The sequence below is a fragment of the Prevotella sp. OH937_COT-195 genome, assembly GCF_003932845.1.
In the GTDB taxonomy this organism is placed as follows: Bacteria; Bacteroidota; Bacteroidia; order Bacteroidales; family Bacteroidaceae; genus Prevotella.
This window is the reverse complement of sequence record NZ_RQZH01000007.1, coordinates 82123-94572: the sequence shown is the minus strand read 5'-3', so window position 1 is coordinate 94572 and position 12450 is coordinate 82123. Positions and strand designations below refer to the sequence as shown.

The 12450-nt window shown below is 44.6% G+C and carries 12 protein-coding genes, 5 tRNA genes and 1 pseudogene; all 18 read left to right on the top strand.

What is annotated here, in order from left to right; genetic code table 11:
• Positions 1–97 precede the first annotated feature (97 nt).
• A pseudogene (locus EII32_RS04720) lies at positions 98–829 on the top strand (type II restriction endonuclease); the annotation flags it as partial.
• Positions 830–865: 36 nt separating this feature from the next.
• Positions 866–1738, top strand: coding sequence for a DNA-methyltransferase (locus EII32_RS04715; RefSeq protein ID WP_199741394.1), 873 nt, complete (start codon positions 866–868; stop codon positions 1736–1738).
• 192 nt (positions 1739–1930) lie between these two features.
• Positions 1931–2122, top strand: coding sequence for a 30S ribosomal protein S21 (gene rpsU / locus EII32_RS04710; protein ID WP_125234289.1), 192 nt, complete (start codon positions 1931–1933; stop codon positions 2120–2122).
• A gap of 202 nt (positions 2123–2324) precedes the next feature.
• On the top strand, positions 2325–3206 hold the full coding sequence (locus EII32_RS04705) for a tyrosine-type recombinase/integrase (protein ID WP_125234293.1): 882 nt from the start codon (positions 2325–2327) through the stop codon (positions 3204–3206).
• 29 nt (positions 3207–3235) lie between these two features.
• On the top strand, positions 3236–3535 hold the full coding sequence (hpf, locus tag EII32_RS04700; protein WP_125234288.1) for a ribosome hibernation-promoting factor, HPF/YfiA family: 300 nt from the start codon (positions 3236–3238) through the stop codon (positions 3533–3535).
• 100 nt (positions 3536–3635) lie between these two features.
• Positions 3636–3709, top strand: a tRNA-Thr gene (locus EII32_RS04695).
• 48 nt (positions 3710–3757) lie between these two features.
• A tRNA-Tyr gene (locus tag EII32_RS04690) sits at positions 3758–3840 on the top strand.
• A gap of 78 nt (positions 3841–3918) precedes the next feature.
• Positions 3919–3991 (top strand) — tRNA-Gly (locus tag EII32_RS04685).
• 5 nt (positions 3992–3996) lie between these two features.
• Positions 3997–4068: transfer RNA gene (locus EII32_RS04680), tRNA-Thr, on the top strand.
• Between the two features lie 68 nt (positions 4069–4136).
• On the top strand, positions 4137–5321 hold the full coding sequence (gene tuf / locus EII32_RS04675; RefSeq protein ID WP_125234287.1) for an elongation factor Tu: 1185 nt from the start codon (positions 4137–4139) through the stop codon (positions 5319–5321).
• Between the two features lie 88 nt (positions 5322–5409).
• Positions 5410–5485, top strand: a tRNA-Trp gene (locus EII32_RS04670).
• A gap of 27 nt (positions 5486–5512) precedes the next feature.
• The gene (gene secE, locus EII32_RS04665) at positions 5513–5704 is read left to right on the top strand and encodes a preprotein translocase subunit SecE (protein ID WP_125234292.1); all 192 of its coding nucleotides are present in this window, start codon (positions 5513–5515) and stop codon (positions 5702–5704) included.
• 14 nt (positions 5705–5718) lie between these two features.
• Positions 5719–6261: a transcription termination/antitermination protein NusG gene (nusG, locus tag EII32_RS04660; protein WP_125234286.1), complete on the top strand. Its 543-nt coding sequence runs from the start codon at positions 5719–5721 to the stop codon at positions 6259–6261.
• A 63-nt stretch (positions 6262–6324) separates the two neighbouring features.
• Positions 6325–6762 carry a 50S ribosomal protein L11 gene (gene rplK, locus EII32_RS04655; RefSeq protein ID WP_125234285.1) on the top strand — a complete coding sequence of 146 codons (438 nt, stop codon included), beginning with the start codon at positions 6325–6327 and terminating at the stop codon, positions 6760–6762.
• Between the two features lie 27 nt (positions 6763–6789).
• A complete protein-coding gene (gene rplA / locus EII32_RS04650; RefSeq protein WP_125234284.1) occupies positions 6790–7482 on the top strand; it encodes a 50S ribosomal protein L1 in 693 nt (230 codons plus the stop codon).
• Between the two features lie 20 nt (positions 7483–7502).
• Entirely contained in the window at positions 7503–8018 is a 516-nt protein-coding gene (gene rplJ, locus EII32_RS04645; RefSeq protein ID WP_125234283.1) for a 50S ribosomal protein L10, read from the top strand.
• A 53-nt stretch (positions 8019–8071) separates the two neighbouring features.
• Positions 8072–8449, top strand: a complete 378-nt coding sequence (gene rplL, locus EII32_RS04640; RefSeq protein WP_125234282.1) for a 50S ribosomal protein L7/L12 — start codon at positions 8072–8074, stop codon at positions 8447–8449.
• Between the two features lie 165 nt (positions 8450–8614).
• Complete coding sequence (gene rpoB / locus EII32_RS04635) at positions 8615–12427, top strand: DNA-directed RNA polymerase subunit beta (RefSeq protein WP_125234281.1); 3813 nt, start codon at positions 8615–8617, stop codon at positions 12425–12427.
• The last annotated feature ends 23 nt before the right edge of the window (positions 12428–12450 follow it).

Sequence of the window (12450 nt, the reverse complement as noted above, 5' to 3'; positions counted from 1 at the left end):
AGCTCTTTTATTCCTGTTCAAAACAATAAGAGAAATGCTAAGAGAGAGGTCATTGATGAATCAATTCCCGCTTAGCATCTCTTTTTAAGGGACGACTAAATTAAGCCTTTGTATGCTTAATAGTCTTATAGGAACAAAAAATCTTAGAAAAAGTGTCGAGGTTATATGGAATAGGGATAGAAGTGCATTTTCTGTAATGGACATTTTAATTGCTATTAGAAATGATGGTAAAAAGAAAGTGTTGAATTCCCAAGGTGATATAGTGCTACTAGAAAGTTTTTTTGATAGCGTTGACAGTGTTTTGGAGTTTCTTGAAAATACTGGATTGGCAACTGTCTTTAGGGAAGGTAAAATAAATGATTTAGTCGATTATGTGTTTGGAATCGAGACCGGCCTCGATAGCAATGCACGCAAAAATAGAAGTGGCCATTTAATGGAGAATATGGTTGCCGATGTGTTTAGAAGAAATGGGATAAATTTTAGACAAGAAGTGTATTCTAGAGAGTGGGCAGAGGTTACTGAGGCTCTTGGTGATGATGAAAAACGTTTCGACTTTGTCATTTATGCCCACAATGTCACTTATCTAATTGAGGTTAATTTCTATAGTGGTGGCGGTTCAAAACTTAATGAAGTTGCCCGTTCTTATTCAGATATTGCTCCAAAAATAAATGCTTTGCCTGGCTTTGAATTTGTTTGGATTACAGATGGAATTGGCTGGAAGTCTGCTCGTAATAAACTACAAGAGGCGTATGGTGAAATACCAAGCGTATATAATCTGACAAATATTAATGAATTTGTCGATTCAATAATAAGAAATCCTAATATGTAGGAAGTTCCGAATGTGTGATTTTTAGTGCTTTAGAACATGGTGACTCCTTATTACAGATCTCCTGCAAACGATTTTCTTCTTGCGTATGGAGATTCGTTTAAATTGCTTAGGGAATTTGATTTTAAGTTTGACATGATATTTGCTGACCCCCCATATTTCCTTTCAAATGGTGGAATATCATTGCAGAGTGGCAAGGTGGTTTCCGTTGATAAGGGGAATTGGGACAAAGGGAAAACAAAGGAAGAGATGCTGGTATTCAACATGGAATGGCTGGGATTGTGCCGTGACAAACTTAAAGAAAATGGGACAATATGGATTAGTGGAACATATCATAATATTTTCTCTGTGGCAAACTGTCTTACAGAACTTGGCTATAGGATACTTAATGTTATTACTTGGCAGAAAACAAATCCGCCTGCTAATATATCATGCCGCTTTTTTACTTATTCTACAGAGTTCATAATATGGGCACGCAAGTTGCATAATAAACCACATAAATTTAATTATGAACTTATGAAAAAGCTTAATGGTGATAAGCAGATGACAGACGTGTGGCGACTGCCTGCCATAGGGAGATGGGAGAAATCTCAGGGAAAACACCCTACACAAAAACCGTTAAGCATACTTACACGCATTATACTATCATCTACTAACGTTGGTGATTGGGTTTTTGATCCTTTTAGCGGAAGTTCTACAACAGGTATTGCTGCAAATCTGTGTGGCAGAAGGTTTGCAGGCATAGAACAGGAAGAGTCTTTCTGTATCATGTCTAAAGCAAGGCGAGAAGAAATTGAACGACTTGAGGCAAAAGAAAATCTTGTTCAACATATTTCGGATTTGAGAGAGTTGGATAGGGAATATATTGTTCGTGAAGATGTTCACCATGAAAATATAAATGTTCCATTTTAACCCAAATTGGCCAAGGACTCTGATAACTGATTTGGGTTAAAATATGGATTTTAATCATGGTGTATTAACTTTTAACTTGGAAAATTTGCGCGTTCCGAAAAAAAGTAGTACTTTTGCACCCGAAATTCGTGGCAACACGTTAAAGGCTTGAATAATAACAAGAAGTTTAACATATAATTTTTAAGCAAAGACATGATCATCGTTCCAGTAAAAGATGGTGAGAACATCGAGAGAGCATTGAAGAAATTCAAGAGAAAGTTTGAGAAGACCGGAGTTATTAAAGAACTTCGTGCACGTCAGCAGTACGACAAACCTTCTGTTTTGAAGCGCCTAAAGATGGAGCATGCAATCTACGTGCAGAAACTCCGTGCCGCAGAGGACTGATGTTTCTTAAGGTGGTGATTCGTAAATCCTGCCTTGACTATTAAATAAAACCGACGGATAAAGAAAGTCGGAGCGTGTCTTTTCACGCTCCTTTTCTTGTTTGTATGGTTTTTTATATTCTTTTTGTGAAAAACACGCCTACATATTTTGCGGTTCCAAAAAAAATGCGTATATTCGCTGACGAAAAACAACGACTATGAGCATGACCATCGGAAATTTTATTGATTATCTGCGCTACGAAAGAAACGTTTCGGAGCTTACGGTCGTGAAATATTCGTACTCGTTGGAGTTACTTCGCAGATTTGTCCAAGAAAAATGCGGAGGCTTGTCGTGGGAAGATGTTGACAGTGACATTATAGGTGACTGGATAGAACATGAGATGGAGACCGGATGTAAGGCGCGCACTGTGTGCGGGTATCTGACAGCCGTGAAATCGTTTTACAGATTCGCCATGGAACGAGGGTTTATAGACAGTGACCCGGCGTACAGGATGGAGGGTCCGAAAAAAGATAAGTTGCTGCCATGTTTCGTTAAAGAAAAAGATATGAACCGTCTGCTTGACGACATTGAGTGGAAAGACACTATTAAAGATGTTCGCGCCCGTACCATTATATTAATGTTTTATGAAGCGGGATTGAGAGCGGCGGAACTTATAGGTCTTGATGACGCGCATGTGGATTTCTTGAACAATCATGTCAAGGTTACGGGAAAGAGAAACAAGCAGCGCATCGTTCCTTTCGGTGGAGAGTTGCACAACGAACTGAAATATTACATCGAGGTGCGCGATAGGGAACTCGTCAGGCAATGCGATGCCCTGTTTGTTGATGACAAAGGCATGCGCATGAAATACGGACAGGTGCGACAGTTGGTGCGCGACAAACTCGGACTGGTTACGACCATGAAGAGGCGTTCGCCACACGTGTTGCGTCATTCGTTTGCCACCGCAATGCTGAATAACGAAGCAGGCTTGGAAAGTGTGCAGAAACTGCTCGGGCATGAAAGTATCGCCACGACGGAGATATATACCCATGCCACTTTCGAACAATTGAAGAGAGTATATATTAAGGCCCACCCGAGGGCGTAATTCTTTAACCTTATAAAACCGGAGGTAATATGGAGATTAAAATTCAGCCAATCCATTTTGATGCAACGGAACAATTGCAGGCATTCGTGGAGAAGAAAGTGTCGAAGTTGGAGAAATCGTTCGAAGACATTAGTACTGTTGAGGTGCAACTTAAAGTGGTAAAGCCCGCCACGGCAATGAACAAGCAGGCGAGCATAGCAGTAGTTGTTCCCGGACAAAAATTATTCGTCGAGAAAACTTGCGATACTTTTGAGGAAAGTATAGATGTTTGCGTTGATTCCATGAAAGTGCAACTTACCAAATTTAAAGAAAAACTACGTAACAGGTAAAAAAAACATGAAAAGTTTTGGCGATTAAAAAAAACGTCGTATCTTTGCAGCCGTTTTAGAACATGTCCTTCGTCACGAGTTTTGACGGCTGCAAGGATTTGCCTCTTTAGCTCAGTTGGCCAGAGCACGTGATTTGTAATCTCGGGGTCGTTGGTTCGAATCCGACAAGAGGCTCTCCGGCGGGCAAAAGGAAAAAGGCGGAGAATGAGGACGTGTAAAAAAGGGTGGTTTCCAGAGCGGCCAAATGGGGCAGACTGTAAATCTGTTGTCTTTCGACTTCGGTGGTTCGAATCCATCACCACCCACATCAGTGGATTTTTTGCGGGGTTTTGTTTGAGCCAAATTCAGTTGATTTGATAGAGGCATAGATGAAATGCCGTTATGCGGAAATAGCTCAGTTGATAGAGCACTAGCCTTCCAAGCTGGGGGTCGCGGGTTTGAGTCCCGTTTTCCGCTCAAATGCTGTAATAGCTCAGTGGTAGAGCACTTCCTTGGTAAGGAAGAGGTCCTGAGTTCAACTCTCAGTTACAGCTCTACTGTTTTATCAACCGTGTGAAGCAGAAAAAACGCGATTATTCATTAATTAAATAAAAGTAAAGCTATGGCTAAAGAGAATTTTGTGCGCACGAAACCGCACGTTAATATTGGTACTATCGGTCACGTTGACCATGGTAAGACTACTCTTACGGCTGCCATCACAACAGTATTGGCTAAGAATGGTCTTTCTGAGGTAAAGTCTTTTGATCAGATTGACAATGCTCCGGAAGAAAAGGAGCGTGGTATTACTATCAATACCTCTCACGTTGAGTATGAAACGGCAAAACGTCACTATGCACACGTTGACTGTCCGGGACACGCCGACTATGTGAAGAACATGGTTACGGGTGCTGCCCAGATGGACGGTGCCATTCTCGTTTGTGCTGCAACTGACGGTCCTATGCCTCAGACACGCGAGCACGTGCTTCTTGCACGTCAGGTAAACGTTCCGCGTTTGGTTGTTTTCCTGAACAAGTGCGACATGGTTGAGGACGAGGAAATGCTCGAACTCGTAGAAATGGAGGTTCAAGAGATTCTCGCTCAGTATGAATTTGAGGACGATACTCCAATTATTCGTGGTTCTGCTCTTGGTGCGCTCAACGGCGTTGCAAAATGGGAAGAGAAAGTAATGGAACTCATGAGTGTCTGCGACGAGTGGATTCAGGAGCCTCCGCGTGCTACCGACAAGCCATTCCTTATGCCGGTTGAGGACGTGTTCTCCATCACAGGTCGTGGTACTGTTGCCACAGGTCGTATTGAGACCGGTGTTATCCATGTTGGTGACGCAGTAGAACTTCTCGGTCTCGGCGAGGACAAGACTTCTACCGTAACAGGTGTTGAGATGTTCCGCAAACTTCTTGACGAAGGTCAGGCAGGTGACAACGTTGGTCTGCTCCTCCGCGGTATCGACAAGAACGAAATCAAACGTGGTATGGTACTCTGCCATCCGGGTCAGATTAAGCCGTTCAAGAAATTCAAGGCTTCTATCTATGTTCTTAAGAAAGAAGAGGGTGGTCGTCATACTCCGTTCGGAAACAAGTATCGTCCGCAGTTCTATCTCCGTACAATGGACTGTACGGGTGAAATCACATTGCCGGCAGGCGTTGAAATGGTAATGCCCGGTGACAACGTTGAGATTACCGTGGAACTTATCTACGCTGTAGCCTTGAACAAGGGTCTGCGTTTCGCTATCCGCGAGGGTGGTCGCACGGTAGGTTCCGGTCAGATTACAGAAGTTTTCGAAGACTAATCTGAAACATCCATTGCGTATTTGATTATTGCATGTACGCTTGGAATAAATAAATGAGGTTCCGCTCCCTGCGGGCGGAGCCTCATATACGGGAATAGCTCAGTTGGTAGAGCATCGGTCTCCAAAACCGAGGGTCGTGGGTTCGAGTCCTCCTTCCCGTGCCAAGAAAGAAAAATGATATGTTCAAGAAGATATTCATGAAAGTAGCAAATTATTGCAAAGTCTGTTACAACGAACTTGCGCATAAGACTACTTGGCCATCACGTGCCGAATTGACCCATACCGCAATGGTTGTGTTATCTGCTTCCCTTGTCATTGCGCTCGTGGTATTCGGCATGGACTCGTTGTTTAAATGGGTTATGAGTATGGTTTATCCCGGTTAATCTCTTAAAGGAAAATGGCTCAGACAGGAAAAAAATGGTATGTGCTTCGCGCTGTGAGCGGCAAGGAGGCCAAGGTGAAAGAATACATCGAGGTCGAATTGAGTCACAACGAGTTGCTTTCTAAGTATGTTTCCCAGGTGGTAATACCTATGGAGAAACATGCTGTTTCGCGTGGTACTAAGCGTGTAGTCAAGGAGAAAATTGCTCTCCCCGGTTATGTGCTTGTTGAGGCGGAACTAAAAGGCGACGTTGCTCATACATTGCGTTTCATGCCTAATGTCTTGGGTTTTCTTGGAGGTTTGGATAACCCCTCTCCCGTAAGCGAGGCTGAAGTGAACCGTATGCTTGGCATAGCAGATGATACCGAGATACAGGAAGAGGTAATCATTCCTTACTTGGTTGGTGATGCCGTCAAGGTTACGGATGGACCTTTCAGCGGATTTAGCGGTAACATCGAAGAGGTGGATACCGAGAAACACAAGTTGAAGGTCATGGTAAAGATTTTCGGTCGGAACACTCCGCTGGAACTCAGTTTTATGCAAGTTGAAAAAGAATAGTTGCGCTGTTACGAGCGTGTATATTCTTTTTATATAAAAATCAAATTTTAATTAACAAAAGAAATGGCTAAAGAAGTTGCTGGATTAATCAAATTACAGATTAAAGGTGGCGCTGCGAATCCTTCTCCCCCAGTAGGACCGGCTCTCGGTTCGAAGGGTATTAATATTATGGGATTCTGCAAAGAGTTCAACGCCAGAACCCAGGATAAGGCAGGTAAGATTCTTCCTGTCGTTATCACTTACTATACCGACAAGTCATTCAGTTTCATTATCAAAACCCCGCCGGCAGCAGTACAGTTGATGGAAGCTGCAAAGGTAAAGGGTGGTTCTGCCGAGCCAAACCGCAAGAAAGTCTCTTCGGTGACATGGGAGCAGGTGAGAGCAATCGCAGAAGACAAGATGACAGACTTGAACTGTTTTACGGTAGAGTCTGCAATGAAACTCATTGCCGGAACAGCACGCAGTATGGGTATCACTGTAAAAGGGGACTTCCCTGGATAATTTTTAATAACTTCAATTTTAAAGAAAATGAGTAAACTGACAAAAAATCAGAAAGCAGTTGCCGATAAGGTTGAAGCAGGGAAAGCATACTCTTTGATGGAGGCCGCACAGTTGGTGAAGGATATTACTACCACCAAGTTCGAGGCTTCTCTTGATATTGATGTACGCTTGGGTGTGGATCCACGCAAGGCTAACCAGATGGTACGCGGTGTCGTATCGTTGCCGCATGGAACCGGTAAGGTTACTCGCGTGTTATGCCTCTGTACCCCTGACGCGGAAGCTGCTGCCAAGGAGGCAGGTGCTGACTATGTTGGTCTTGACGAGTATATCGAAAAGATTAAAGGTGGCTGGACTGATGTTGATGTTATCATCACAATGCCGTCCTGCATGGGTAAAGTAGGACCTTTGGGACGCGTTCTCGGTCCTCGCGGATTGATGCCCAACCCAAAGAGTGGCACTGTTACTATGGACGTTGCCAAGGCCGTTAAGGAAATTAAGCAAGGTAAGATAGACTTTAAGGTTGACAAAGCCGGTATAATCCACACGTCTATTGGTAAGGTCACAATGACCCCCGAGCAGATTTATGGAAATGCAAAGGAGTTTATCAATACAGTTATCAAACTGAAGCCTGCTGCTGCCAAAGGTACATATATCAAGAGTATCTTCCTATCAAGCACTATGAGTGCAGGTGTCAAGGTTGATCCAAAGACAGTTGAATAACACTTAAAGTACGGAAAACGATGAAAAAGGAAGTAAAAGATACTATCATAGTAACACTTGGTGAGCAGTTGAAACAATATCCTCATTTCTATCTGATAGATGTTACCGGTCTGAATGCAGAGGAGACAAGCAATCTGCGTCGCAAGTGTTTCAAGAATGAAATCAAGATGGTCGTTGTGAAGAATACTCTTCTGCACAAGGCTTTCGAGGCTTCGGAAATTGATTTTGAACCTTTGTACGGCACATTGAAAGGCAATACTGCGGTTATGTTCACAAATGTGGCTAACGTACCTGCAAAACTGCTCAAAGAATATGCCAAGGTAGGCGTGCCCTCACTGAAGGGTGCTTATGCCGAGGAAGGCATCTTTGTCGGTGCCGACAAGTTGGAGGAACTCTCTGCCATCAAGAGCAAGAGCGAACTTATTGCAGATGTTGTGGCATTGCTGCAGTCTCCAATCAAGAACGTTGTATCCGGACTCAATGCCGGTGGCAAGGTTCACGGACTGCTTGACGCTATCGCTGAGCGTAACAAATAAGCGACCTTATTGAAACATTAATATTAAAAAAACAATTAAAAATTATAATAAAAATGGCAGATATTAAAGCTATTGCTGAAGAGTTGGTAAACCTTACAGTAAAAGAAGTAAGCGAATTGGCAACAGTCCTGAAGGACGAGTACGGAATTGAGCCTGCTGCTGCAGCTGTTGCTGTAGCTGCTGGTCCTGCTGCTGGTGCAGCTGATGCAGCAGAGGAGAAGTCTTCTTTCGATGTTGTTCTCGCTGAGGTTGGCGGTGCTAAACTGCAGGTTGTAAAGGCTGTTAAAGAAGCTTGTGGTCTTGGTCTGAAAGAGGCTAAGGATCTTGTTGACGGTGCTCCTTCTACCTTGAAAGAAGGTCTTTCAAAGGACGAGGCCGAGAACCTGAAGAAGGCTATCGAAGAGGCCGGTGCAAAGGTTGAACTGAAGTAATTCAGACTTGTTTTAATACAAATACGGTTAAGATCTCCTAAGTAGGGGGGTCTTAACCTTTTCTTGTCTTTTGGCTGTTTTCGGCAGAGACTTAAGAGACCTTGGAATCCCGAGTAGTCGGAGATTTCCCGAAAATAATTAACACCTTATTTATTTAATAAATATATGGCTTCAAAAATTGTTGATAACAGAGTAAACTTTGCCAGCGTGAAGAATCCCATGCCGTATCCGGATTTTCTCGATGTGCAATTAAAGTCTTTCAAGGACTTCTTACAGTTGGACACACCGCCGGAGGAACGCAAGAACGACGGACTTTACAAGGTGTTCGCAGAAAATTTCCCTATTGCAGACACTCGTAACAATTTCGTACTTGAGTTTCTCGACTATTTCATAGACCCACCTCGTTATACCATAGACGAGTGCTTGGAGCGTGGACTAACATACAGTGTCCCGTTGAAGGCCAAGATGAAACTTTATTGCACAGACCCGGAGCATGAGGATTTCCCGACATTTGTGCAAGATGTGTATCTGGGCAACATACCTTACATGACGAGTAACGGCACTTTCGTGATAAATGGTGCCGAGCGTGTCGTGGTGTCACAGTTGCACCGCTCGCCGGGTGTGTTCTTTGCACAGGGAATTCATGCTAACGGAACTGCTCTTTACAGTGCACGCATAATTCCGTTCAAAGGTTCTTGGATAGAGTTTGCCACTGACATCAACAATGTCATGTATGCTTATATCGACCGCAAGAAGAAATTGCCCGTGACAACATTGTTGCGTGCGATAGGCTATGAGAACGACAAGGATATCCTTGAAATTTTCGGTCTTGCCGAGGAGGTAAAGGTAAACAAGAAAAACATGAAAGAAGTCATAGGGCGCAAACTAGCTGCCCGTGTACTGAAGAGTTGGAACGAAGATTTTGTTGACGAAGATACCGGCGAGGTAGTTTCCATCGAGCGTAATGACGTAATGATGGAGCGCGAAACCGAAATAACCAAAGATAACGTCAACGAGATTCTTGAAAGCGGTGCTTCCACCATTCTCCTTCACAAGGACGAAGAGGCTGCCTCGAAATATTCCATTATCTTCAACACTCTTGCCAAGGACATCACCAATTCGGAGAAGGAAGCGATATTCTATATTTACCGACAACTGCGCAATTCAGAGCCTTCCGATGATACGAGTGCTCGCGAGGTAATTCTCAACCTTTTCTTCTCTGACAAGAGATACGATCTTGGCGATGTGGGACGTTACAGAATAAACAAGAAACTCGGTCTGGATACCGACATGAACGTGCGTATCCTTACCAAGGAAGACATTATAGAGATTATAAAATATCTCATACAATTAGTCAACTCCAATGCTACGGTTGACGATATTGACCACCTCTCCAACCGCCGTGTGCGAACGGTAGGCGAGCAGTTGTCAAACCAATTCTCAATAGGTTTGGCACGTATGAGCAGAACAATCCGCGAACGCATGAACGTTCGTGACAATGAGGTGTTCCAGCCTACCGACCTTATAAATGCCAAGACGATTTCGAGTGTGATCAACTCGTTCTTCGGCACCAATCCGCTGTCCCAGTTCATGGATCAGACTAACCCGCTTGCCGAGGTAACTCACAAACGCCGTCTTTCGGCACTCGGTCCCGGTGGTCTTAGTCGCGAACGTGCCGGCTTCGAGGTTCGTGACGTTCACTATACCCACTATGGTCGTCTTTGTCCGATTGAATCTCCCGAAGGTCCCAACATCGGTCTTATATCATCGCTTTGCGTATATGCAAAGATTAACGAACTCGGATTTATCGAGACTCCGTACCGCAAGGTTAAGGAAGGTATGGTTGGTCTTAGGAATGAAGATATTGTATATCTTACCGCAGAGGAAGAGGAAGGGCACATCATAGGTCAGGGCAATGCACCACTTAATGATGACGGATCGTTTATTCGTGATTTCGTAAAGTGTCGCCAAGATGCGGATTTCCCTGTCGCCGACCCGGACGAGGTTGATCTTATGGACGTTTCGCCGCAGCAGATAGCATCTATTGCTGCCGGACTGATACCGTTCCTCGAGCATGATGATGCACACCGCGCCCTGATGGGATCCAACATGATGCGTCAGGCAGTTCCGCTTCTGCACAATGAGGCTCCCATCGTGGGAACGGGCATAGAGAAGCAGGTTTGCGAAAATTCACGCACCATGATTACTGCCGAAGGCAATGGTGTAATAGAATATGTAGATGCCACAACGATACGTATATTGTACGACCGCACCGAGGATGAAGAGTTCGTAAGTTTTGAGCCGGCACTCAAGGAATACCGTATTCCGAAATTCCGCCGTACCAATCAGAACATGACCATTGACCTTCGACCCATCTGCGAGAAAGGACAACGTGTTAACAAAGGCGAAATTCTCACGGAAGGATATGCCACCGAAAACGGAGAACTCGCACTCGGACGTAATCTACTCGTTGCTTACATGCCTTGGAAAGGTTACAATTACGAGGATGCCATCGTTCTCAATGAACGTGTTGTCCGCGATGACGTACTTACATCTGTTCATGTTGATGAATATACGCTTGACGTACGCGAGACAAAGCGTGGAATGGAAGAGTTTACCTCAGACATTCCAAACGTAAGCGAGGAAGCCACTAAAGACCTCGACGACAACGGTATTATACGTGTTGGTGCGCGTGTTGAGCCGGGTGATATACTTATAGGTAAGATCTCTCCGAAGGGAGAGAGCGACCCGTCGCCGGAGGAAAAATTGTTACGCGCAATCTTCGGAGACAAGGCAGGCGATGTGAAAGACTCTTCACTCAAGGCAAACCCGTCGTTGAGTGGTGTCATCATTGACAAGAAACTCTTCTCGCGTGCAATAAAGTCGCGACAGTCTAAACAACAGGATAAAGTAATTCTTGCAAAAATAGACGAAGAGTATGAGGCAAAAATGGACGACCTTAAGGACATCCTCGTGGATAAACTTATGTCGCTCACCGAAGACAAAGTGTCGCAGGGCGTAAAAGACTATACCGGAGCCGAGATAATTACCAAGGGCAGCAAGTTTACCGTTGCCGTACTGAAAAATCTCGAGTACGACGGAATACAGAGCAACAACTGGACTGACGATGATCATAAAAATCATCTCATTCAGGCTCTTATAATGAACTATATAAAGAAATACAAACTTCTTGATGCCGAAAGCAAACGCCGTAAGTTTGCCATCTCAATAGGCGATGATTTACCTTCCGGCATTCTGCAGATGGCTAAGATATATGTTGCCAAGAAACGTAAGATTGGCGTGGGCGACAAACTTGCCGGTCGTCACGGTAACAAGGGTATCGTTTCCAAGGTGGTGCGTCAGGAAGACATGCCATTCCTCGAAGATGGTCGTCCCGTTGACTTGGTACTCAACCCGCTCGGAGTGCCTTCCCGAATGAATCTCGGACAGATATTCGAGGCCATCCTCGGTGCTGCGGGCAAACGTCTCGGCGTTAAGTTTTCCACACCGATCTTCGATGGCGCAAAACTCGAAGACCTTCAGGAGTGGACAGATAAAGCCGGACTGCCGCGTCTGTGTTCGACGCACTTGTACGATGGTGAGACAGGCGAACAGTTCGACCAGCCGGCAACCGTGGGAATAACCTACTTCCTCAAACTCGGTCACATGGTCGAAGACAAGATGCACGCACGTTCCATCGGTCCGTACTCTCTCATCACTCAGCAACCGCTTGGTGGTAAGGCACAATTCGGCGGACAGCGTTTTGGAGAGATGGAGGTTTGGGCATTGGAAGCATTCGGTGCCAGCCATGTACTTCAGGAAATACTCACAATCAAGTCCGATGATGTTGTAGGACGTTCAAAGGCTTACGAGGCCATAGTGAAAGGCGAGGCCATGCCGACACCCGGCATTCCCGAGTCACTCAATGTGTTGCTTCACGAACTACGCGGTCTTGGGCTTAGCGTAAAACTCGACTAAAATTCAGTTTAGGTATCAAAAAC